Genomic DNA, 21,833 nt, shown 5'->3' on the forward strand with positions numbered 1-21,833 from the left:
TAAATCATAATTCTACTTGAAAGTCTGTATCGCCGAAAAGCCAAGTGTGGCTAGGGAAATTGCATCTGTTTTAGGAGCCACTACAAAGCGTGATGGTTATTATGAAGGCAATGGATATGCAGTAACTTACACCTTTGGCCATCTTTGTACGTTGTACGAACCTGTAGATTATAAGCACTATTGGAAAAGTTGGGATTTAAATAATTTGCCCATGCTACCTGAAAAGTTTCAGGTAAAAGTTTCGGATAATGATGGCATAAAAAAGCAGTTTAGGATTGTAAAAAGTCTATTCGATAAAGCAAACGTTGTAATTAACTGTGGTGATGCTGGACAAGAAGGTGAACTGATTCAACGTTGGGTAATTAATGAAGCAAACTATAAAGGTGAAGTACAACGCTTATGGATTTCATCTTTAACAACTGAAGCCATAAAAGAAGGTTTTAATAATTTAAAATCTTCAAAAGACTACGATAACTTATACTATGCTGGCTTTTCTCGCTCTATTGGTGATTGGTTATTAGGTATTAATGCAACGCGCTTATATACTGTTAAACATGGTGGCTACAAACAAGTATTGTCTGTAGGACGTGTGCAAACGCCTACGCTAGCGATGCTCGTTAATCGCTTTAAAGCCATTGAAAACTTTAAGCCTCAGCCCTATTGGGAATTACAAACATTGTACAGAGATACTTTGTTTAGTTACGAAGAAGGTCGTTTTCTTAAAATGGAAGATGGAGAAGTATTGGCTAATAAAGTAAAGGAACACGAATTTGAAATTGTTTCTATTACAAAAAAGAAGGGCACAGAATATGCACCAAAGCTTTTCGACCTCACAGGATTACAAGTCTATTGCAATACAAAATTTAGTTTTTCAGCAGATGAAACACTAAAAATCGCCCAAAAACTCTATGAAAAAAAGGTTGTAACTTACCCAAGAGTAGATACCACTTTTTTACCAAATGATGTTTATCCTAAAGTAAAAAATATTTTGTCTAAACTTACTGATTATAAAGTACTTATATCATCTTTGTTAAATAAACAAATAAAGAAGCCTACAAAGGTATTTAATGATAAGAAAGTTACGGATCATCATGCCATTATACCTACAGGAATGCAAACTCATTTGCAATATAATGAGCAACAAGTTTATGAAAGTATTGTTAAACGATTTATAGCTGTTTTTTATGACGATTGTAAAGTATCTAATACAACTGTTATAGGAAAAGCAGCTGATGTAAATTTTAAAACTACAGGAAAAGAAATTTTATCTAAAGGTTGGCGCGTCGTATTTGAAACAGAAAAATCAAATAAAAAAGTAGAAACACTATTACCAACATTCATTAAAGGAGAAAAAGGAGCTCATGAGCCTTCGTTTCTAGAGAAACAAACAAAACCGCCAAATCAATTTACAGAGGCCTCTCTCCTACGTGCTATGGAAACAGCAGGAAAGCAAGTAGATGATGATGAGTTAAGGGATTTAATGAAAGAGAATGGTATTGGTCGTCCATCGACACGTGCTAATATTATTGAAACACTTTTTAGACGTAAGTATATTAAACGAAATAAAAAGCAAATCTTGCCAACTATCACAGGCATTCAATTAATTGATACTATAAAGAATGAACTGCTAAAATCTGCAGAACTTACAGGTTCTTGGGAAAAGCAATTAAAGGATATTGAGAAAGGTAAAATCAGTGCAAGTGCTTTTATAAAAGGTATGAAACGCATGGTTGATGCTTTAGTGTACGAAGTTCGAAGCGAAAAAGTAGAAACACGTATTTCTGCTGTAAATAATAAACCTGTTGTAAAAGCGAAATCTAAAGCAAGTACGAAAACTAAAAAACTTATTGGAACAACTTGTCCTAAATGTAAAGCTGGTGAGTTATTAAAAGGCAAAGCTGCATTTGGTTGTAATCTATATGGAAAGTCATGTGATTTTACTTTACCCTTTAGTTTTGGCAATAAAAAGATTTCTGAAAATCAATACTTGCGCTTATTAAGCAAAGGATCAACAGTGAACTTAAAAGGTTTCAAAATTGAAGGCAATGCCATTGAAGGGTTACTGAGGTTTGATGATCATTTTAAATTAAATCTAGAGCCGAAAAAAGCTAAAGAAAAACCAATCCAAGCTGATGATGCTTGTCCCAAATGCAAAACAGGTAAAATACTTAAAGGGAAAGCCGCTTTTGGCTGCAGCAATTATAAAACTGGTTGTGATTTTCGCATTAATTTTTAACTCTAATTATCCTTATCATTACTTACTTTTAAATGACTAACAGTTTCAAAAAGCTCCGTAATTGTATGCTGAAGATGTTTTGGCGTTACCGCTCTAAAATAGTTAAGCAGGTCTTTGCTTGTTGCATATCTATTGGTTTTAGTTTTTAATTTTCCATCAATAGAATTCCAATCTTCAAGAAAATTTCTTAATGCTCTATTTACGTTCTCCTCACCTACTACTTTTTGAAATTGATACATTTGAATTGCTCCTTTAGCATAATATATATAGTCTTGGTTTTCTACGAATTCAAGTGATGGTTCTGTAAAAGCCTCTCTATCTTTACCTTTTTTATAGATGTCTTTTTGAAGTTCTAAGAATTGAAGTAGCTTGTCTTCAGAATAGTGTTCTTTTAAAACCATCATTGCAACATACTGTGATAATGTTTCTAAAATAAAGTGTCTTCCTTTTACATTAGCCGCTTCTACTTGTATTCCAAACCATTGGTGCGCAATTTCATGAGCAGTCACATAAAATGCCATATCCACATCACTTTCATCATCTATATCCAAAATAAAGCCTATGGATTCTGAAAAAGGTATAGTTCCTGGAAATGATTGAGCATATTGTGCATAACGTGGAAATTCCATAATTCGCAGGTGCTCATATTGGTAAGGACTAAAGTTTTCACTGTAATAGTTTAGAGATGCTTTCATGGAAGATAGCATTCTATCTAGATTATAATCATGAGCTTTATGATAGTAAATCTCTAAGTCAACAGGTTTTGAAATTGAATCCTTTTGATATATCCAATGGTCTTTTTTTATTTCATATTCCGCGGAAACTATAGAATAAAAATCTATGATTGGGATTTTCATTTTATAATGAAAATAGTTGCGATTATCATTTGTCCACTGTTTCAATAGTTCTCCAGGAACAAGAGCCGTTTGTTCTTCTGATGTACCGATAATCATTTCAAAATTTAAACCGTCAGAATCACTACCTGATCTCGCTTTTACTAGTTCATTTGTATTTTGTCGGTCCGCTTTATTATATCGTATGGGTAAATTTTGCTCTTTACGTTCGTCTGCATCATTTAACTCATACTTTCTATTATAGCCAATGGTTGGCAAATCCGAATTATTAAAGAATGTTCCGTTTTTATTGATATTCACATTAGAATTCCCTGATTCAAATCCTTTTGTTATAAAACTTTGTTTAAAATACATTTTTACAGAATCTCCCGGTTTTAATACTGAATTCAGATTGAATATTGTGTAATCAAACTTTTTATAGTGATTGTTTTGTGTTGCTCCACCTTCAAAAGAAAGGCTATCTATTGTGATATTTCCTTCTAGAAGTTTTTGAATGTGAACAGATGTTATGTCTTCCCTATTTGTATTTTTCAGAATATAATAGCCTTCTACTGTGTAATCTCTAGTTGAAGGATACAACTCTAATCGCAAATTAACATCTACTAGTTTAGGTTGCGGCACATATTCAAATTGCTTGAGCTCTTTTTCATAGTCTACTCTAAAGGCAGTAGCTTCAGAATTGGTCCAATATTCATTTAAAATATTTGTGTTATAAAAAATAAAGCTTCCCATAGCTAGGAACGCTAAGAATACTATAGAAGTTAATTTTATAAGTGGCTTACTGAAACTGTTTTTACCAGCTTTAATTCGTTTTTTCAAGTTCACAAATCATTTGCAGTGTCTAAAAAGCATATACATTGTATTGAAGGTAATCGCATTTATATTGGTGACCATATTGTACCTGTTGGAAAATTGTATAAGACTAATCTCAATAAGCTATTAAAATAGGTAATACTTAATTATTAATTGACTTTTTTAATGGGTACATAAAAATCCTCCTCTGAATCTGGACTTCCATTTTTATATTTTTCACCCATCACTTGAAAGTGCGGTCTATCATCAATGACATAACCCGATGTTGGCAGCCATTTGGTCATAATTTGCTGATACGTTTTTGAAGCATCCATACCTTTATGTAAAAAGACGGCGTATTCACCTTTAGGAATTATAAAGGCTGTCATTCCTTCAGGAATAGGGTCTAAACTTGAAACTTCAACACAAGCCCAAATATCAATAGATGCTTCAAAATTATTGAAATTAGTATACTCTTGCAGTGCTATAAATTCACCATTTATTGTATTTGTTATGGTTTTTGGATTTGGCATAAAACGTTGCCATAAAGCAACTATGTTTCCAAACTGACCATGATGCATGCTGCTTTTTATTCCATTAAGTTTCTTTTCAGTCTGATGTATAAGTTTAGGATTCATTATTACTTTTTAATTTTTGATATGATTCTGAAAGCTTGCTGATTTAGTGATTTAGATTCACTTTGTGCCAGTACTATAGCTTCTCTAATCAAATCTTTTACCACAGTATTGTTATAGTCATCAGCACTAGATATAGGAATATGACGAATTAATTTCCCTGTACCTTTTAATAATTGCTTTGGGTCGGATAACAAGGTACCTTTATTGAATCCCAAATTTAGATGATTGGTGTATATCGGAATCATACAAAAACTATTGCCTAATTTTTCTGACAATGAATATACTGAAGTTAAAGCGTGTGTGTGATACAGCAGTTCAATTGCTTCTGGATACAAGTCTAAAACAAACAACCTCAACTCAAGATATAAATCTATTAGCTCTTTAGATTTGTATTTAAGAACATTGAGAAAATCGGGATGTACATCGTTGTTTAAACTCATAACTTAAAGGTATAAAAAAACCATCCTAATGAATATTAAGATGGTTATATAATTATAGAAATTAAATAATTATGCTTGTTTTACTTTAACAGCATTCATACCACGTTGTCCTTTTTCTAATTCGAAAGTTACTTTATCATTCTCTGCAATATCATCGATGATACCACTAACGTGAGTAAAGTGCTTTTCATTGGTTTCAATATCAATGATAAATCCAAAACCTTTTGAACTATCATAGAAAGATACTTTACCAGTTCTTACTGGATCGAATTCTTCATCGCTATCCTCTTTTTGTGGAATTCCGATGACGATATTTTCCGCTTTAACCTTCACTTTCATTGTTGGATCTGGTGGAGTATCTGTTAGATTCCCATTATGATCTACATAAGCTAAAGGGATTCCGCCTGAACCATTTTCTTCTTTTGCGAGTTTACGCGCTTCCATTTTCTTACGCTTATCTTCTCTCTTTTTTAATCTCTTTTTTTCTTTTTCGCTTTTACTAAAGGTTTGTTGTGATTTAGCCATTCGTTGTTTTAAAAATTAATATATGCTTGCTTATTAAATTAATACTAACGCATACAATATAATCATCTTAACAATGCATCGTATTAGAAACCAAGAAAAATAACGTAGAATTAATGTTACTTGTGCGGTATATCTTCAATAAACAGATTGCAAAGATAATATATTCTTAGCAAAATTTTAAGAATTTACCCTTTTAAATATTTTTTTGGAATCTTAAATCGTTCACTTTCAATGGTCCAAAACATAGAGAGAATCCAGTATCTATCTCCATCGAAGAAAATTTCATAGCTTGTAATCCCAGTTTTTGATTCAATACTTTTATCTTCAGCTCTAAAGGTATATGTGCTAAAAACTTGTATTACAGAACCAAATTCATTTATGGTGTTGGCGACTTCGCACTCGTAAAACCCTTTTTTATCTAAATAATCTAATTTTTCTATAAATTCATCAGCAGTTTTAAAAACCATTGTTGATGCTTTGGTTTGCTCCTTATTCCAATAGCTATATGTGAAATTTGCTGAAGGATGAAATAGGTTTTTAAATCTCTTAAAGTCTCTCTTCTGTCCTATTGGTCCAGAAATACAATCATAATACGCATTCAATATAGTTTACACACTTGTAAAATCATCTTTATAATTTGATACTTTTTCTTGTGCAAATGAAATATTGATATTGAATAAAAAGGCAATAGACACGATAAATATTAATCTCTGTTTCTTAATAGTTATTGTTTTATTGTTATTCCGTTTTTATTTTTAAATTTCCCTGTAATTAACCAGCCACCAAAATCTTCTGATACTGCCATTATTAATGTGTTCTTTCCTTTGTTTAGATTAAGGTAAACAGCATCAAATAAACCTACTGTACCTAAATACCTATAATCTCTAGACCTCCATTTATTTGTTCCTCCATATATAGGTTTTCCGTTTAAAATTGCTACCACTCTATCACTATACCCAAACTGAAATAATTTAGTTTGTGCCTTATCCGAAACAATCTCAATTTTCGCAAAAACCGTATTATTTTTTGTACCGTCTCGTAATACCATTTTTCTAGAAATATTAGCAGCTACTCCTTCCTCTACTTGTATCTTAGCTACCCACTTTCTAGCTTTAATGAGCTTGTCTAGTTCACTTAAATCATCTAAGCTATTCTCTTCAAACTTATCTGAAACTTCCCATTCTTGGACAAGCTCCTCAATAGGCTGCCGTTCTAATGCCTTAAAGTTATTAAGTTTATAATTATTATTGTCAATTTTAACATTAGCGATATGTATGCCTGAAGCATTGCCACCTCTAAAAATAATTTCACCGTCTTGAGTTGGCAGGTATTGATTCCAAGAAAGGTTTGGAGCTTCCGAATAATCTAGATAAACTTGAGCCTTATCATTATTTACAACAATTTTCACATGTGTCCAATCATCGAATTTATAGGCATAAGGAAAAGAGTATTTTTCACCAAAATAAAGTTGCCAAGGAGTAATACCATTAGTTACTGGAGCTGCTTGATTTGCATCTGGTTTACCTGATAAATGTGGTCTCACAAACCATTGTTCACCATCACGTCCTTTTGCTCTAAAATATACACCAGGAAAACATTGTTCTTCCTTCAAAAAAATATCAAATTCTATGGTGCCATTAGTAAACTTGTAATCTTTTAAGGACATGGAACCTGCCTGTAATTAAATGGATGCTTTGCCTTTATAATTTTCAAATACGTAAGCTCTAGCTGAAATATTCCAACTTAAAGTATCTAATGGAATTGTATTTTGTGTGAAGGTTAATTGTAATGCAAATAAGGTAAATAGAAATACGATTGATTTTTTCATGATGAATTGTTTTAGTTTCTATAAAACTCTTTAAATAAGCTGAAAGTCATGAAAACAATTTCGTTCAAATGAGTTCAATGTTGTACAAGCCATTTTTTTTAAGACTTTTGTAATACTTATGGCTATATATACTGAATACAACCTTGTGCAAAAATGCCTTCAAAAAATTGAAGAGAAATTAGCATGGGGAAACTCTATAAATTAGCATAACAATGTATTCAAAGAATTAAGTGAAACCATACAAAATAAAACAGGTGTTTTATTAAGTGTAACAACATTAAAACGGATTTGGGGTAAAGTGAATTATGACAATGCGCCTAGCATAAGCACACTAAATACTTTATCACAATTTATAGACTATAAAAATTGGAGAGATTTTAAAACTGAGTTTACTACTACTAAAAGTGCATCTACTAGTCTTAAAAAGTCATTTAAAATAGATACTTCAAAAATATTGAAAGCTGGTATAGCACTAGTCGTAGTATTGCTTGTTTTAAATTTTGCTTTTAAAAACTCTGAAGCTGTCATTGATGCTTCTAAAATAGAATTTAAAAGTCATAGTGTCACTAAAGCTATTCCTAATTCTGTCGTTTTTAATTTTGATTTGAATTCTGTGAAATCAGATAGCATATACATTCAACAGTTTTGGGACATTACTAAAACTATTAAGATTAACGTAAATCAAAAGCAAGCTACTAGCATTTACTATTATCCTGGCTATTTTAGAGCAAAATCATTAATTGATGGTAATATTATTAAATAGCACGATTTATTTATTAAGTCTAATGGCTGGTTAGGAACTATAGATTATAAACCTATACCCAAATATATAAGCAATATAAATCGTCTTGGTTTTTCAAAAGAAATTATTAAGGAAATTAAAACAAATGAAAAACCTATAACCTCTACGTTTCATTTTATTGATGAATTCAAAGGACTCTCCGGCGATAATTTTATTTTAAATGCAAGACTGAAGAGTTTATACCAAGAAAAATGGGCCGTGTGTCAAAACGTTTCGATTGTTATAGTTGGAACTAAAAGTGCTTTAATTATTCCATTTTCTCTTATTGGCTGTTCTTCAGAACTTAACGGAATGTTGAGTAACGTCAGTTTAAATGGTAAAACGGAAGATTTATCATCTCTTACAGTAGATTTATCTGAATTTAGGGATGTGAAAATTGAAGTAACAGATAAGATCGTAAACATATTTATTGATAGCAATAATGTTTTTACTAAAGCATATGAAGAATCAATAGGCAACATTGCTGGTATCAGATATAAATTTCTAGGTGTTGGAACAGTAGAACAATTCAGTATTACAAATAAAAAAACCAATAAAGAACTTACATTTTAAGACTTTATTGATTTTTAAAGATTTATGAATCTGAAAATTTTATTCTATGCGTCCTGTCCAAGAAATTGAATTACCAGGACCAGAAGATACCGTTAAAAAAGCATTACCATTGGGTTTAATGTCGATAAATACTTTTCGCTCACCAACACTGAATTCAATTGAAATATGTTGTTTCTCATCATTAAATTCATTCTTATAACCTTCAATCTTACCATCAATAATAAAGGATTTACGATCATTAGTTAAACCAACCATTTCTCCAGAAACGCTAGATTTATTTATATTGATTATTGCATTATCACCTAACTTCTCTCTTCTTTTATTGTTGTAAACAAGATCTCCAACAAATTGGTATGTATGATTTTCTACCAATGCTTTGGAGTTATTATATGTAGATTGAAACTTTTCTTTTTGTGTGGACTTAGATTGTGCACAACTATATGTTGTTGCACTTATGCTAAAAATAGCCACTAATAAAATTATCTTTTTCATACTATTTTGGGTCTAATACTTGTTTTATTCTTTCAATACAATCTCTGTAATGGTATTTAGTTTCCGTGCTTAAAGCCATTTTAGATGCAGCATTTAAAGTTTGCTTTAATCGATTTAATTCACCTCTAACTAATGCTCGTACATCAGACTGATTAACATTAAAATATTGTCTACTACGTCTAGGATCTAAATCTTCAGTCATTAAAAACGTCATTCTATCTAAATAGGCACGTTGCAAGTTACGTCTAAAAACCGAAACATTTGATGCTGACTTAGTCTCTGACCATAATCCCAAACGCACACCTCTTAACATATCTAATGCTGAATAATTATTTGCATCCATAGCTTTATGATCAATAATCCTGCCTAAACGCTCAAAATTTAATAAATTATTTAAATGACGTGTTTGCAAACTTCTAATACGATTAGTGTAACCAGCATAATTTATATTTTTAATAATAGATTTGTCTAATAACCAATTTGGTGTAGCAAATGCATTTTTATGCAACCATATCATAGCCGATTTTTGGTATGCTTTAGCAACAGGGTTATAAACATCACCAAGTTGTGATGGATTCTTAGTGTTTTCTAATACTCCACCAACATGTGTAACTACATGTCCAACATAACGACTCCAAACACCTAACATCTCACGATAAAGCTCAGATAAGTCATCATAGTTATCTGTTTTGTCGCTTGTCCAACTTGGTAAATTTTTAGCAACAATTTTTAAATTTTTAAGGCCGTAAGTACTGGCCAAAATACTATTATTTCCAATGTCTTCAGTTTGTGCTGTTGGATCAAATCGGCTACTTTGCTTGCCAAATTTATATATTGGATCTCCCGCCCTGTCTTTAATCCACCTATTTAATATCCCTTTTTCATCCTCAGCAGAACTAGCTTCAGAAATATATCTATAACCAAATCGCATAATCATCATAAGGTCCTAACTGTCTTACAAAACGAATATTTGTATCACCTGGTTGTGCAATATAATTATAGCGTGCATAATCCATTATTGTTGCAGCAATTCCATTTTTCTGTGTAAAAGGGCCATTTCTATAACTCTCAACGTAGTATGCATAACTTGCACTCATATTGTGAGGTAAACCAAGAGTATGACCAACTTCATGAGCAATGACCATTTTCATCATTTCTTCTATTTCTTCTTTAGGAGTATTTAAGGTTCTTGCAGAAGGGTTTGCTGCACCTGTTTCTAACAAATAACGATTTCTATAGGAACGTAAATGGTTATGGTACCAAATAATGTCACTTTCTATAATTTCACCACTTCGCGGATCTGATACACTTGGGCCTGTTGCATTTCTAGTTGTACTTGCCACATATCTTACTACAGAATATCTAATATCTTCTGGACTAAAGTCTGGATCTTCTTCTTTTGTTGGTGGGTCCTTAGCAATAATTGCATTTTTAAAACCAGCAACCTCAAATGCTTTTTGCCAAAGTTCAATACCTTCTTTCATATACGACCTAAATTTTTCAGGTGTAGCAGGATCTAGATAATAAACAATTGGTTTAATTGGCTCAACCAATTCACCTCTATTATAGGCTTCTACATCTTAAGATAAAAATTTCCTACGTCTTAAGTACGTTTTTCTATCTGCTTTTAATTCTTCACTACTATAATCGTACTTACTTGTTGTAAACCATCCGACACGTTCGTCAAAAAGACGTGGTTGCATTGCTACTTTCGGTAATAAAATCATAGACTGATTCATTTGTACACTAATGGTTTCATCCCCAGTATTTACAGGTGGATTTATAGCATTATATGTAAAATCTTGAATCACTTCAATATTCTCTGGAAAACTCTTCACAGAATTAATAAAACTTCTAGATTTATCTAGAGATCTCACTTTATAAGCTGTTCTTAATCGAGAGCCTAATCCACTAATTGCTTTTACATCCGAACCATAAAATTTAGTAACATCAATAACTACAGAAGAAGAATCTTTTGAAAAGGCTGCAATATCAAAAGCATATAACGTCGGTTCATAATTATTAGCTCTAACAGAAACGTTGATAGGTAAACTGTCTGCTGCAATTGCACTAGAAGACTTTTCCTTTATTAAGATTTTGTTTTTAAAACGCCCCCAATTAATCATTCGTGTATTGGTCTTAGTACCAGCATTTACATATCCACCTCCAAAGTTTGCAGGTAGTTTAGCAAAACGACTCACCAATAACATATCCGTATTAAGATACTTCATAGGGATTTCGAAATAGTATTTCTCGTCAACCAAATGAACATCAAATAGGCCTTCATCAGATTGTGCATCTTTTGTAATAACTTTATCGTAATCTTTAATTTTACCTTTTTTCTTTTTTGGAGCTAGCGGTTTTGCTTGCTCCTTTTTAGCATCTTTCTTTTTCTTACGTCTAGATTGTGCATCTAATGGATTGAAACTTAATACAAAGAAGAGACAGATAAAAATTGAGATTGTTTTTTGCATGACTTAAAATAAGAATGGATAATTAATATTAAAGTTAATTTTTGCTTAAAAATAATTAATAGAATTGTAGTTTTTTAGCATTTCTTAAAAGCTGTTAAAAAGTCATTGTGATTACTTATTTCTAGAGTACTTTTGCACAAATTAGTTATTATGTCAAAATTATTGCCAACATTTAGAATTGTTGCTTTGCTAGAAGGACTTTCATATATCTTGCTATTGTTTATTGCTACACCAATAAAATATCTTGGTGATGATTCTCAATATGTAAAAATGCTTGGTATGCCACATGGTGTCTTATTTATAGCATATGTAGTCATGGCAATAATCATTAGTTCTGATATGAAGTGGACAACTAGAACGATGTGGATTATTTTAATCGCTTCAATAATTCCCTTTGGCACATTTTATATTGATAAAAAATATCTAAAGAAAACGCATGCTCAATAATTTAAGACATTATATATATGATTTGCTGATAGATAAAGGTTGGTCTGTAACATCAGCAAAATATCTTAATATGTTAGCTTTACTAGTTGCCTTATTACTTATTGCATTTATTGTTGATTTTATCTCAAAACGAATTCTTTGGAGATTCTTTTCTGGAGTTGCAAAACAAACTAAAACAAATTTTGATGACATTCTTGTTAAGAACAAGCTCCCAAGAAATATTGCGCATATCATTCCACTAATTATTCTTATTGAGTTTGTTCCACAAGTTTTTTCAGATTTTGTAAATGCAGAAGATATTATAGAGAAGACTTTGAAGGTTATCGCTATTATATTGACGCTTCGTATTATTAAGAGTCTTCTAAATTCAGTAAAAGATTACTTAAAAACCTTACCAAGATATAAAGACAAACCTGTAGACAGTTATATCCAAGTCTTTATGATTTTTGCTTGGCTACTTGGTATATTTTCAATTTTTGCAATCATCACTGGTATTTCATTTTTAAAGTTTGCAACAACTTTAGGTGCAGCTTCTGCTGTAATTCTATTGATTTTTAAGGATACTATTTTAGGATTTGTAGCAAGTATACAAGTCTCTATTAATGATATGGTAAGAATTGGGGATTGGATTACTTTTGAAAAGTATGCTGCAGATGGTGATGTTACTGAGATAAATTTAGCTACAGTCAAAGTGCAAAATTGGGATAAAACAATTACTACTATTCCTACTTATGCTTTGATTTCAGACTCTTTTAAAAACTGGAGAGGCATGAAAGCTTCTGGAGGTAGACGTATTAAACGTTCAGTAATTATTAAGGCATCTTCCATACATTTTCTTACCAAAGATGATGTTGAACGTTTTAAAAAGATTGAATTAGTATCAACCTATTTAGAAAATCGATCTAAAGAGATTGATAAGCATAATAGTGATGCTAATGTTGATAAATCCGTTTTAATCAATGGAAGAAACTTGACCAACTTTGGTGTATTTAGAAAATACCTTCAAACTTATATTGAAAATCATTCTGCCATTAATAAAGATATGACCTTAATGGTGCGACAACTTGCTTCTACTCCACAAGGCATTCCTATGGAAATATATGCTTTTAGTAGTGATCAACGTTGGGAAAATTATGAGTATATCATGGCAGATATATTTGATCATGTTTTAGCCGCTGTTAAATATTTCGATTTACAGATATACGAATTGGCTGTTCCTACGATAGATTAATTATCCTTTAAACGATCACTAACAAACTCTACTTTAGTTTTACCATGAGGTTTTGGTTTACCATCATCTCCAAGATTTACCATAATTATATTATCTACGGTAAGAATAGTTTCTCTTGTCATTTTATTACGGGCTTCGCATTTCATAGTGATAGAAGATTTACCGAATTTGGTAACTTCAATCCCAATCTCAATAATATCTCCTTTTTTAGCTGAAGCCATAAAATTAATTTCTGAGATATACTTAGTTACGATCTTTGAGTTCTCAAGCTGAATGATTGTATAAAGCGCAGCTTCCTCGTCGATCCAAGCTAACAATTGTCCTCCAAATAAAGTACCATTAGGATTTAAGTCTTCGGGTTTTACCCATTTTCTTGTGTGAAATCTCATTAAAGTAAAGTTTATTGTGAATCTGAATCATTATGCGGAACCTTTAAATCAGTTCCTAATTCAGCATTCAGTTGTTTTATAAAATAAGTAGAAAGCAAAGGCGATTCCTTTTCAATATTTTGATGTATAAAAAAGTTGATATCCTTTATACCATTGTCTTTCCAGATTTTTAGGCGTTCAATCCAATCATCTAAACGTGTATAATCACTTTTGTGGTTAGCACCAACATAACGTATAAACGCTCTAGAATTGGTTAATCGCATGTGCATTATGTCTCGTCTACCTGCACTATCTACAATGATATTAGAAATATTATTTTCCTCTAAAAGTTGGTATAAATCCTCTGCAATAGCTTTATCATTATACCAATTAGTGTGCCTAAACTCAACAGCTAAAGGCACTTCTCTTGGCCAGCTTTCAGCAAAGTTGACGACTCGATCAAAATCCTTCGGAGCAAAATTACTATGCATTTGCAAAAACACACAACCCAGTTTTTCTTTTAAGTTAATTGCACTATTCAAATAATTATCTACAACCGGATTGATATCATTTAAACGCTTCCAATGACTCACTTCTTGATTCATCTTTGGGAAAAACTTAAAATTATCTGGAGTTTTATCGTACCACTTAGCAAATTGTTCTGGTGGAAATATTCTATAGAATGATGCATTAAGTTCAATAGAATTAAATTGCCTTGAATAATATTCCAATGCATCTTTTGTACCTCTAGGGTAAAAGCCTTTAAGATCAGCTTTATTCCATTTGGCACAGCCTACAAATGCATTTATCACATAAGATGGATTCTTCTGTAATGTTTTAATAGTATCTGGATGGTCTAGTGGCAAAGTAAAGTCTATTCCTCCTGCATCATCTACACTTCCGAATTTCATGGATTCTTGTTTTACCCAAAGATACTAGTTAATTTTTTCTATCCGAACAGAAGCTTTAGTGTTTTTAATTCTAAAAATCAGTATTGTTAATAAGACCGTTAACAAGATATTTCGTTTAAAAATTTATGCAATGTATTAATGTCTAAATTTAATTTCAAACTAAACTTAACGTAACATCATGGACACAAGATCTAAAGACCTACTTTCTGTTAGACCAACTATTGCATCTGCAAAAATTTATGATTCTATGAGTTCTGAAGAGTTATTTCAGAATAAGACCTTACGCCCAATTATTAAGATGCAACACGATTTGTTTATTGCTGTTTTTAGTAATTATATTTCTAAGCGTAAGAATGTTTTTTATGAATTATCATTGCCAAAACAGTTAATATACATTGAGAATGCTATCCATAAGGATATGAAATTTAGAAACTCTGTAAAAGGAATGGTAATTGGTCAATTTACAGTTCAAGAATATGCATTGTATATTCTGAATTCATCTGCACTTAATAAGCGAATGATGAATATCGTAAAAGAGCGATTAATTAGTAGCGTACAGCTTTTTGTTAGACCAGAAATTCTAAAGGCAGTATAAGTACTTTTAAAGTTGTATAATTTTCTTTTAACATCTATACAATTAAATTATATTAATTTTGAAACGTTCATTTCAAATAAAATGCCAAAAACTGAAGTTTTTAATAGAGATTATGTGCTAAAACAAGCCACTGAAGTATTTCACACTAAGGGTTATAACGCTACCTCAATGCAAGACTTAGTAGATGCAACAGGTCTTAATAGATCTAGTATTTACAATTCTTTTGAAAGTAAACATAACTTGTATGTAGAATGCCTAAAAGGTTATGAGGAAAATTATCAGCGTTACATCTCGAAATTACTATTAGATGCTAACAGTCCTTTTAATGCTATTAAATCAATATTTAATCTTTATTTAAAAGAGATATTGAAAGATACTAAAACTAAAGGTTGTCTTATTGTTAATTGTAAATCTGAAATGGCCAATCAAGATCTTACAATTAATAAATTTTTACTAACAAATCAAAAAGGAACACTTTCTTTATTAGAAGATTTAGTAGATAAAGGTCAATTAGACAGTAGTATTAATACTGAAAAGTCAAAACAAGCCTATGCCTTATACTTATATTCGGCAATGCAAGGTTTTCGTATGACTGGCATTTTAGTAAATGACAAAAAACAATTGCAAAGTCTTATCGATACAACTTTGCAAAATTTAAAGTAAATTTTTTTAATTTTATTTGAAACGTTTGTTTCATATAAAACAAAACATTATGAGCAAATTAAAAGACAAAGTCGCTGTAATTGCTGGCGCAAATAGTGGTATTGGTTTAGCAACTGCAAAACTATACCTTAAGGAAGGAGCAACAGTTGTGCTATCCGGAAGACGTAAAAATGCCTTAAACGAAGTTTCAAAAACATTAGATGGAGATTTTATTACAGTTGTGGCTGATGTTTCAAAAGATGATGATAATAAAAATCTTATAGAACAAGCGACAAATCATTATGGCAAAATAGATATTCTATTTTTGAATGCTGGTATTGCGCCACCTGCTCCTACAGCAGATATTACTGCAGATCATTACAATGAAATATTCGATATTAATGTAAAAGGCCCAATCATAGCAACAAAAGAAGCTTTACCTCATATCAATGATGGTGGTACTATACTATTTACAAATTCCAGTGTACACCAAAAAGGATTTGATGGATTAGATATATACTCTGCTAGTAAAGGTGCTTTAAGCGCTTATGCTAGAGTATTAACTTCTGAAATGAAATCTAGAGGTATTAGAGTAAATTCAATTGCACCTGGACCAATTGACACACCTATTTATGGTAAAATAGGTTTACCACAAGATGTGGTTGAGGAAATGGGTAAAGGATTTACAGAGGCTGTACCATTAGGTCGTTTCGGTACTTCTGAAGAAATTGCTAATGCTGCTTTATTTTTAGCATCAGATGATGCTTCATATATTAATGGTGTAGAATTAGAAGTTGATGGCGGATTAAGTCAGATTTAAATCTCTTCTAAGGACTAAAAACAAAAAAGCCGAACATGTAATGTTCGGCTTTTTAATTATAATAAAGACTCACCATTAAGGTTTGTAGTTAATACATCACTCATGTAATCAAAATAAGGCCTAATAATTTTAAAAGACTTATCAACTTCTTTTAGGAAATCAGTATCTAAAACCTCTTTATCAGTATACTTTTTAGTAAAAATAAATTGTTTTCTTCGTATTAAATCTATAGCAGAATGTTCCTTATCAAAACCTTTAGGAGCAGTTTTTAATTCATCACCTACAAAACCTCCCCAAGTCTCACTAAACGTTTTGTTCTTTAAAATGTCTCGCATTTCAGTATCATCCATTTCAAATTCTTTACGAATTCTAAATAAATCTTCTTTATTTGGCTCCCAAAATCCTGTAGCAATAAACGATTCGTTATTGGGTTGAATATGTAAATAGTAACCACCTCTCAATTCTGGTTTTTTCCTAGTAAAAGAACCTCCAAAATGGGTTTTGTATGGTAGCTTATTTTTCGAAAAGCGAACGTCTCTATAGATTCTAAAGATTTTTATTTTTTCTATCTGATCATGAGTATTCATTAGCTGTCCCAAATGATTATATGCAGATTTAACTTTAGCTTCAATAGCTTTAAATTCTGGTTTATGTTCGTTAAACCAATCTCTGTCATTGTTCTTAGTTAGCTTTTTGAAAAACGTTAGGGTTTCTTTTGGTATGGTTGTACTCATCTTATTATTTAATTTAGATAAAAATATAAAAATCGTCAGTCACTTTATGTTAAAACGAATTAATACTTAGTCTAATTTTAGACATTAAAAAAATCTCAGGTTAAATAGTAACCTGAGATTTTTAATTATTATTATTTTCTTCAAAAATAAATTATTGAAGAGCCTTATTTAATGTTGCACTACAATCATTTTAGATGCGCTTATATCTTTTTTTAGTATCAGAGAGCTTAACTATATAGACACCATTTTCCATAAAAGAAGTATCAATTGTTAATTCACTAACTAAATCTTAATAGTCTTAGTCATAATTAATTTACCATCTAAGCCTATAATATCAACCTTATTAACTGTATTGTTTAAATCTTTTAAAATTAAAGACTCATCAACTGGGTTTGGGTGTAATAAAAATCCACTTAATTCATTATCATCTACTGACGCTGTTGGCACAGTATAAAATCTAATTTCGCTAACAGTATTCCAAGGACTATCAGATCTACCGTAGGCTTTAAATTTAATATATCTAACACCAGTAATAGTACCAAAATCATTAAACTGCAAATACGTATTATCCTGATTGCTAAATATGTTACCTGCAGATGGATAAAGATTTACATAACTACCAGCTGCATCTGGATCTGAATCAGTTGAAACCCAAAGCTGAAATTCATACGATGGTATTTTTGTAACCGTTAAATATTGAATTTCTATTAAATCATAAGCACCACCTAAATCGAAAATAATTTCTTCACCTGTGTTACTTTGTGCTGCCCAATCAGTATCTTCATCGTTATCAATTAGATTAGTTTCATAATTAAATTTTACTGCAGGAGGGTCTACGTGCTAATCAAAGAAATAATGTAGAGTCACACCTGTAATTTCTATATTACTAGTTGCAACTATTTCTTGAGAAAAAGTTAATAAACTTACTAAAAACAACGCCATAGATAAGTACGTTTTTAGCTGTTTACTTTTTTGGAAATGTAATTTTGTTGTCATACGTTTTAATTTTTAAAAATTGGTTAACCAATTTTTATTTTCTAACTATAATATTTTTTTAAATGGTTTAAAAAATTGTTTGGGGTAATTTTTAGAATATGGTATTTCTACAAACAGCAGAATACCAATAACTAAGAATCTTTAAACAATAATTTCTGCTTATTCTAGTTGAATAAAATTATCAAAATACACAATTAAATTAATCATTTTAATGCATAACTATTAAAAAATATACGTTAAGTTTTGATAACTAATTGAATCGAATATGTAAAAAAATGACCTTTCAACATTTAATATTTGCAGTTAAAAATTATAATGTAGAATAGTTTCTAATAAACTTGTGAGTTGTGAGAATTTTTACTATAATGCACTACTTTTAAAACACAACTAATTTCTATGGGTAGACCAGCAACAAGACCAACAAAACTTAAAGACGGTTACTATATTGAGATCCGAAACAAAGGCTCAAAATCAGGAGTAAAACTCTATAGTGGCACTAAATTACAGATGCATCGTGCTATAAAAATGTACGAGCGTTCTAAAGAAGTTATTATTTTAGGCGAATCTGTTAATGGTAAGTTTGTTGATAAAGAGCCAAAATTACATGTAGTAAACTAATTTTACGTACCATATAATTTAAAAAGGATGAAACATTGTTTCATCCTTTTTGGTTTAATAATGTATAGTAAAAAACACACTTTATATTTTTTTATAAATTGAAAGTCATAACTAACTAAATTAAATCAATATTATTATGACAAATTCGATGAACAAACCACCTATTTGGTTTTGAATTGTGAGTGTATTAGCATTATTATGGAATGGTGCTGGTGTAATGGCCTACATAGGTAGAGCATATGCAACAGACGAAATTATAGCTGCATTACCAGAAGAGCAACAAGCTGAGTTCTTAATAGAGCATCCTGCTTGGTACACCGCAGCATTTGCTTTAGCAGTATTTTGTGGAGCTTTAGGCTGTATCGCTATATTAATTAGAAAAAAATAGGCCCATCCATTATTTGTAATTTCTGCTTTAGGCGCAATTGTTCAACATGCCTATCTTTTTAAAAATGTAGAGATGTCTGCAGGAAAAATAGTAATGCCAATCTTGGTTATTGTGGTATGTGTGTTTTTAATATTTTTCGCAAAAACTTCGATGGCAAAAGGCTGGATAAAATAAAATAACCGATCAATTTTAAAAAAGGTATTAGCTACACTGCTGGTACCTTTTTTTATTCGAAATTAACGGAATGTAATATTAAACCAGAAGCAGGAGCAATATAATCCATAACTTCAGTACTATTTTCTTTTAAAGTGTCTTGAATATAATCTAAGTCCACTTCTCCTCTACCTAACTTAATTAAGCAACCAAACATCAATCGTATTTGATTACGCATAAAACCTTTACCTTCAACTTTAAATACATATGACTTCTTAGGAAAAAAATTCGCTGTATAAATAGTATTGTCTACAATTTCAGAAGATAAAATAATTCTAAAATATTCACCTTTATCAGTAGCGCGATAACAATAGGTTTTAAAATTGTGAGATCCTTCAAAGAGTTTTGCACCTTGCTTCATCAACTCTACATCAAGCGGTTCAAGAATTGTAGTTAGTATTGGTGCACAGAATGGGTGATTCTTCTGCCCTTCTGAAAATACATAATGGTATTCTTTTAACTTAGAGTCTTGAATGACATTAAACACTTTATCTACTTCAGTAATAGATAAAGCTCTAATATCTTGAGGTAGATTATGATTGAATAATTCTAAAAATGCATCAAAATCAGTAATAGGTTCATTATAGATAAACAATTCTAAAGCAGCTTCATTTGCAGAAACCATAGCATCAGTTCTACCAGCTCCTAAAGTTTTAAAGCGTATATCTTTAAGAATATACTTTAATGTACGATCTATCATTAAATGAATGGTCTTCACATCTGGTTGTTTTTGCCAGCCATGAAAACGATATCCTAAATATTGGATTTTTATAAGATAATAATAGCGTTTATCAAACATTTATAAATTGATTTACAAAAGACATAACATAATAATATTATTTATTTCTTTCTTTGAGAATATTTACAACGTCATTTAGCTTAAAACCCTTTGCTTGCAACAACATTAAATAATGAAATAAAAGATCAGCACTTTCCTCTAAAAATAATTGATCATTATTGTCTTTTGCCTCAATGACAACTTCTACAGCTTCTTCACCAACTTTTTGAGCCACTTTATTTATACCTTTTGCAAATAAAGAAGCTACATAAGATTTTTCAGAATTAGCATTTTCAATTCTTGATGCTATAATATCTTCTAATTTGGAAATAAAACCATATGATGTATCATTATCTTCATTCCAACAGGTGTCAGTTCCTTTGTGACATGTTGGTCCTTTTGGAGTGGCTTTTACTAATAATGCATCACTATCACAGTCTAACTTTATATCAATTAGACTTAGCACATTTCCGCTCTCTTCCCCTTTAGTCCAAAGACGTTGCTTTGTTCTGCTAAAAAAAGTAACCAACTTTGTTTCTAAAGTCTTATTCAATGCTGCAGTATTCATATAACCTAACATTAAAACTTTGTTAGAATCTACATCTTGTATAATTGCTGGCACAAGTCCATCAGGGCTTTTATTAAAATCTACGTTCATAACTTTATTTTTATAAGATACTAAAACAAGTTCATTACGGCAGCTAAAGCCGCACTTCAATATCTTGCTTTTGTAACTCTTTTTTTAATTCAAATATTTGTATTTCACCAAAATGAAATACACTAGCAGCTAAAGCAGCATCTGCTTTTCCTATTTTAAATGTATCAGCGAAATGCTGAATAGTACCTGCACCACCTGAAGCAATTATAGGAATATTAACTAATTCTGATAATTTTCCTAATGCTATATTAGCAAACCCGGCTTTTGTGCCATCATGATCCATTGATGTAAATAATATTTCGCCTGCTCCTCGTCCCTCTACTTCTTTGGCCCAATCAAATAATTTAATATCAGTCGGAATTGTACCTCCTGCTAAATGTACTAACCATTCACCATCAACTTGTTTTGCATCAATAGCGACTACGACACATTGGCTTCCAAATTTTTCAGATAATTCATTAATTAATTCTGGTCGCTTAACTGCTGATGAATTAATCGATACTTTATCAGCTCCACAATGCAATAATGTATCCACATCTTTTACAGATGAAATTCCACCACCAACTGTAAATGGAATATTAACTTGTTCAGCCACTTTTAAAACCATTTCATGCATGGTTTTACGATTCTCTAACGTTGCAGCGATATCTAGAAACACCAATTCATCTGCACCTAATTCAGCATATTGCTTTGCTAATACTACTGGATCACCTGCATCTCTGAGGTCAATAAAATTCACACCTTTAACAGTTCTACCATTTTTGATATCTAAACAAGAAACAATTCGTTTTGTTAACATAA

The 21,833-nt window shown here is 31.0% G+C and carries 26 protein-coding genes and 1 pseudogene; 11 read left to right on the plus strand and 16 right to left on the minus strand.

Going from position 1 to position 21,833, the window contains the following annotated elements; genetic code table 11:
* Positions 1 to 16 precede the first annotated feature (16 nt).
* A complete protein-coding gene (locus tag WPG_RS15330; RefSeq protein WP_045474264.1) occupies positions 17 to 2,236 on the plus strand; it encodes a DNA topoisomerase 3 in 2,220 nt (739 codons plus the stop codon).
* A 2-nt stretch (positions 2,237 to 2,238) separates the two neighbouring features.
* On the opposite strand, the gene WPG_RS15335 is transcribed toward WPG_RS15330, so the two are convergent.
* Positions 2,239 to 3,909 carry a M1 family aminopeptidase gene (locus tag WPG_RS15335; RefSeq protein WP_231850208.1) on the minus strand — a complete coding sequence of 557 codons (1,671 nt, stop codon included), beginning with the start codon at positions 3,907 to 3,909 and terminating at the stop codon, positions 2,239 to 2,241.
* Positions 3,910 to 3,927: 18 nt separating this feature from the next.
* Between WPG_RS15335 and WPG_RS17970 the strand changes: the two genes are divergently transcribed.
* The gene (locus tag WPG_RS17970; RefSeq protein WP_231850209.1) at positions 3,928 to 4,038 is read left to right on the plus strand and encodes a hypothetical protein; all 111 of its coding nucleotides are present in this window, start codon (positions 3,928 to 3,930) and stop codon (positions 4,036 to 4,038) included.
* Between the two features lie 14 nt (positions 4,039 to 4,052).
* Here the strand turns inward: WPG_RS17970 and WPG_RS15340 are convergent, their stop codons facing one another.
* The 6 genes from WPG_RS15340 to WPG_RS18270 all read right to left on the minus strand — a co-directional run bounded on the left by WPG_RS15340 (position 4,053) and on the right by WPG_RS18270 (position 7,313).
* Positions 4,053 to 4,520: a GyrI-like domain-containing protein gene (locus tag WPG_RS15340; protein WP_045474266.1), complete on the minus strand. Its 468-nt coding sequence runs from the start codon at positions 4,518 to 4,520 to the stop codon at positions 4,053 to 4,055.
* A gap of 2 nt (positions 4,521 to 4,522) precedes the next feature.
* A complete protein-coding gene (locus WPG_RS15345; RefSeq protein WP_045474269.1) occupies positions 4,523 to 4,960 on the minus strand; it encodes a DUF1801 domain-containing protein in 438 nt (145 codons plus the stop codon).
* 69 nt (positions 4,961 to 5,029) lie between these two features.
* Entirely contained in the window at positions 5,030 to 5,485 is a 456-nt protein-coding gene (locus WPG_RS15350; RefSeq protein ID WP_045474272.1) for a cold-shock protein, read from the minus strand.
* Positions 5,486 to 5,670: 185 nt separating this feature from the next.
* Positions 5,671 to 6,087 (minus strand): hypothetical protein, encoded by a 417-nt coding sequence (locus WPG_RS15355; RefSeq protein WP_045474274.1) that lies wholly within the window; start codon positions 6,085 to 6,087, stop codon positions 5,671 to 5,673.
* Between the two features lie 122 nt (positions 6,088 to 6,209).
* The gene (locus WPG_RS15360; protein WP_045474277.1) at positions 6,210 to 7,151 is read right to left on the minus strand and encodes a hypothetical protein; all 942 of its coding nucleotides are present in this window, start codon (positions 7,149 to 7,151) and stop codon (positions 6,210 to 6,212) included.
* A 15-nt stretch (positions 7,152 to 7,166) separates the two neighbouring features.
* On the minus strand, positions 7,167 to 7,313 hold the full coding sequence (locus WPG_RS18270; RefSeq protein ID WP_171817196.1) for a hypothetical protein: 147 nt from the start codon (positions 7,311 to 7,313) through the stop codon (positions 7,167 to 7,169).
* Between the two features lie 298 nt (positions 7,314 to 7,611).
* Here WPG_RS18270 and WPG_RS15365 point away from each other — a divergent pair, with 298 nt between their 5' ends.
* Together WPG_RS15365 and WPG_RS15370 are read left to right on the plus strand one after the other, a co-directional pair.
* Entirely contained in the window at positions 7,612 to 8,076 is a 465-nt protein-coding gene (locus WPG_RS15365) for a hypothetical protein (protein WP_045474279.1), read from the plus strand.
* Positions 8,077 to 8,313: 237 nt separating this feature from the next.
* Entirely contained in the window at positions 8,314 to 8,667 is a 354-nt protein-coding gene (locus WPG_RS15370) for a hypothetical protein (protein WP_045474281.1), read from the plus strand.
* A gap of 39 nt (positions 8,668 to 8,706) precedes the next feature.
* Here the strand turns inward: WPG_RS15370 and WPG_RS15375 are convergent, their stop codons facing one another.
* Together WPG_RS15375 and WPG_RS15380 are read right to left on the minus strand one after the other, a co-directional pair.
* Positions 8,707 to 9,159 (minus strand): DUF4251 domain-containing protein, encoded by a 453-nt coding sequence (locus tag WPG_RS15375; RefSeq protein WP_045474282.1) that lies wholly within the window; start codon positions 9,157 to 9,159, stop codon positions 8,707 to 8,709.
* A gap of 1 nt (position 9,160) precedes the next feature.
* Positions 9,161 to 11,633: pseudogene (locus WPG_RS15380) on the minus strand (zinc-dependent metalloprotease).
* 150 nt (positions 11,634 to 11,783) lie between these two features.
* Here WPG_RS15380 and WPG_RS15385 point away from each other — a divergent pair.
* Together WPG_RS15385 and WPG_RS15390 are read left to right on the plus strand one after the other, a co-directional pair.
* Positions 11,784 to 12,080: a DUF3817 domain-containing protein gene (locus WPG_RS15385; RefSeq protein ID WP_045474284.1), complete on the plus strand. Its 297-nt coding sequence runs from the start codon at positions 11,784 to 11,786 to the stop codon at positions 12,078 to 12,080.
* Positions 12,070 to 13,311 (plus strand): mechanosensitive ion channel family protein, encoded by a 1,242-nt coding sequence (locus WPG_RS15390; protein ID WP_045474286.1) that lies wholly within the window; start codon positions 12,070 to 12,072, stop codon positions 13,309 to 13,311. The genes WPG_RS15385 and WPG_RS15390 overlap by 11 nt, the downstream gene beginning before the upstream one ends.
* Here WPG_RS15390 and WPG_RS15395 read toward each other — a convergent pair.
* Both WPG_RS15395 and WPG_RS15400 read right to left on the minus strand, forming a co-directional pair.
* Positions 13,308 to 13,700: an acyl-CoA thioesterase gene (locus WPG_RS15395; protein ID WP_045474287.1), complete on the minus strand. Its 393-nt coding sequence runs from the start codon at positions 13,698 to 13,700 to the stop codon at positions 13,308 to 13,310. The genes WPG_RS15390 and WPG_RS15395 overlap by 4 nt on opposite strands.
* Positions 13,701 to 13,711: 11 nt before the next feature.
* The gene (locus WPG_RS15400) at positions 13,712 to 14,590 is read right to left on the minus strand and encodes a DUF72 domain-containing protein (protein ID WP_045474289.1); all 879 of its coding nucleotides are present in this window, start codon (positions 14,588 to 14,590) and stop codon (positions 13,712 to 13,714) included.
* Between the two features lie 178 nt (positions 14,591 to 14,768).
* Here WPG_RS15400 and WPG_RS15405 point away from each other — a divergent pair, with 178 nt between their 5' ends.
* The 3 genes from WPG_RS15405 (at position 14,769) to WPG_RS15415 (ending at position 16,647) form a co-directional block, all read left to right on the plus strand.
* On the plus strand, positions 14,769 to 15,185 hold the full coding sequence (locus tag WPG_RS15405) for a hypothetical protein (RefSeq protein ID WP_045474291.1): 417 nt from the start codon (positions 14,769 to 14,771) through the stop codon (positions 15,183 to 15,185).
* A gap of 81 nt (positions 15,186 to 15,266) precedes the next feature.
* Positions 15,267 to 15,848 (plus strand): TetR/AcrR family transcriptional regulator, encoded by a 582-nt coding sequence (locus WPG_RS15410; protein ID WP_045474293.1) that lies wholly within the window; start codon positions 15,267 to 15,269, stop codon positions 15,846 to 15,848.
* A gap of 49 nt (positions 15,849 to 15,897) precedes the next feature.
* On the plus strand, positions 15,898 to 16,647 hold the full coding sequence (locus WPG_RS15415) for an SDR family NAD(P)-dependent oxidoreductase (RefSeq protein ID WP_045474295.1): 750 nt from the start codon (positions 15,898 to 15,900) through the stop codon (positions 16,645 to 16,647).
* Positions 16,648 to 16,703: 56 nt separating this feature from the next.
* Here WPG_RS15415 and WPG_RS15420 read toward each other — a convergent pair whose 3' ends face one another.
* Positions 16,704 to 17,381, minus strand: coding sequence for a DUF2461 domain-containing protein (locus WPG_RS15420; RefSeq protein WP_045474297.1), 678 nt, complete (start codon positions 17,379 to 17,381; stop codon positions 16,704 to 16,706).
* Between the two features lie 282 nt (positions 17,382 to 17,663).
* Positions 17,664 to 18,176: a discoidin domain-containing protein gene (locus tag WPG_RS18100; RefSeq protein WP_144374495.1), complete on the minus strand. Its 513-nt coding sequence runs from the start codon at positions 18,174 to 18,176 to the stop codon at positions 17,664 to 17,666.
* A 597-nt stretch (positions 18,177 to 18,773) separates the two neighbouring features.
* On the opposite strand from WPG_RS18100, the gene WPG_RS15430 reads away from it, so the two are divergent.
* Positions 18,774 to 18,995 carry a hypothetical protein gene (locus WPG_RS15430; RefSeq protein ID WP_045474301.1) on the plus strand — a complete coding sequence of 74 codons (222 nt, stop codon included), beginning with the start codon at positions 18,774 to 18,776 and terminating at the stop codon, positions 18,993 to 18,995.
* 178 nt (positions 18,996 to 19,173) lie between these two features.
* Entirely contained in the window at positions 19,174 to 19,383 is a 210-nt protein-coding gene (locus WPG_RS18705; RefSeq protein WP_052471304.1) for a hypothetical protein, read from the plus strand.
* A 226-nt stretch (positions 19,384 to 19,609) separates the two neighbouring features.
* Here the strand turns inward: WPG_RS18705 and WPG_RS15440 are convergent, their stop codons facing one another.
* The 3 genes from WPG_RS15440 to hisF are packed head-to-tail and all read right to left on the minus strand — an operon-like array spanning position 19,610 to position 21,831.
* Complete coding sequence (locus WPG_RS15440; protein ID WP_045474303.1) at positions 19,610 to 20,395, minus strand: tRNA pseudouridine synthase A; 786 nt, start codon at positions 20,393 to 20,395, stop codon at positions 19,610 to 19,612.
* A gap of 37 nt (positions 20,396 to 20,432) precedes the next feature.
* The gene (gene hisIE / locus WPG_RS15445; protein WP_045474305.1) at positions 20,433 to 21,032 is read right to left on the minus strand and encodes a bifunctional phosphoribosyl-AMP cyclohydrolase/phosphoribosyl-ATP diphosphatase HisIE; all 600 of its coding nucleotides are present in this window, start codon (positions 21,030 to 21,032) and stop codon (positions 20,433 to 20,435) included.
* A gap of 43 nt (positions 21,033 to 21,075) precedes the next feature.
* The gene (gene hisF / locus WPG_RS15450; RefSeq protein ID WP_045474307.1) at positions 21,076 to 21,831 is read right to left on the minus strand and encodes an imidazole glycerol phosphate synthase subunit HisF; all 756 of its coding nucleotides are present in this window, start codon (positions 21,829 to 21,831) and stop codon (positions 21,076 to 21,078) included.
* Positions 21,832 to 21,833: the final 2 nt, after the last annotated feature.

The organism is Winogradskyella sp. PG-2 (genome assembly GCF_000828715.1).
Lineage (GTDB): Bacteria > Bacteroidota > Bacteroidia > Flavobacteriales > Flavobacteriaceae > Winogradskyella.

Coding starts and splice junctions, on each gene's coding strand:
- WPG_RS15340 (WP_045474266.1), bottom strand. CDS start 4,520: ATGAATCCTAAACTTATACATCAGACTGAAAAGAAACTTAATGGAATA.
- WPG_RS15410 (WP_045474293.1), top strand. CDS start 15,267: ATGCCAAAAACTGAAGTTTTTAATAGAGATTATGTGCTAAAACAAGCC.
- hisIE (WP_045474305.1), bottom strand. CDS start 21,032: ATGAACGTAGATTTTAATAAAAGCCCTGATGGACTTGTGCCAGCAATT.
- WPG_RS15350 (WP_045474272.1), bottom strand. CDS start 5,485: ATGGCTAAATCACAACAAACCTTTAGTAAAAGCGAAAAAGAAAAAAAG.
- WPG_RS15420 (WP_045474297.1), bottom strand. CDS start 17,381: ATGAGTACAACCATACCAAAAGAAACCCTAACGTTTTTCAAAAAGCTA.
- WPG_RS15395 (WP_045474287.1), bottom strand. CDS start 13,700: ATGAGATTTCACACAAGAAAATGGGTAAAACCCGAAGACTTAAATCCT.
- WPG_RS15360 (WP_045474277.1), bottom strand. CDS start 7,151: ATGTCCTTAAAAGATTACAAGTTTACTAATGGCACCATAGAATTTGAT.
- hisF (WP_045474307.1), bottom strand. CDS start 21,831: ATGTTAACAAAACGAATTGTTTCTTGTTTAGATATCAAAAATGGTAGA.
- WPG_RS18270 (WP_171817196.1), bottom strand. CDS start 7,313: ATGAAAAAATCAATCGTATTTCTATTTACCTTATTTGCATTACAATTA.
- WPG_RS15385 (WP_045474284.1), top strand. CDS start 11,784: ATGTCAAAATTATTGCCAACATTTAGAATTGTTGCTTTGCTAGAAGGA.
- WPG_RS15390 (WP_045474286.1), top strand. CDS start 12,070: ATGCTCAATAATTTAAGACATTATATATATGATTTGCTGATAGATAAA.
- WPG_RS15430 (WP_045474301.1), top strand. CDS start 18,774: ATGGGTAGACCAGCAACAAGACCAACAAAACTTAAAGACGGTTACTAT.
- WPG_RS15400 (WP_045474289.1), bottom strand. CDS start 14,590: ATGAAATTCGGAAGTGTAGATGATGCAGGAGGAATAGACTTTACTTTG.
- WPG_RS15415 (WP_045474295.1), top strand. CDS start 15,898: ATGAGCAAATTAAAAGACAAAGTCGCTGTAATTGCTGGCGCAAATAGT.
- WPG_RS15345 (WP_045474269.1), bottom strand. CDS start 4,960: ATGAGTTTAAACAACGATGTACATCCCGATTTTCTCAATGTTCTTAAA.
- WPG_RS15375 (WP_045474282.1), bottom strand. CDS start 9,159: ATGAAAAAGATAATTTTATTAGTGGCTATTTTTAGCATAAGTGCAACA.
- WPG_RS15405 (WP_045474291.1), top strand. CDS start 14,769: ATGGACACAAGATCTAAAGACCTACTTTCTGTTAGACCAACTATTGCA.
- WPG_RS15440 (WP_045474303.1), bottom strand. CDS start 20,395: ATGTTTGATAAACGCTATTATTATCTTATAAAAATCCAATATTTAGGA.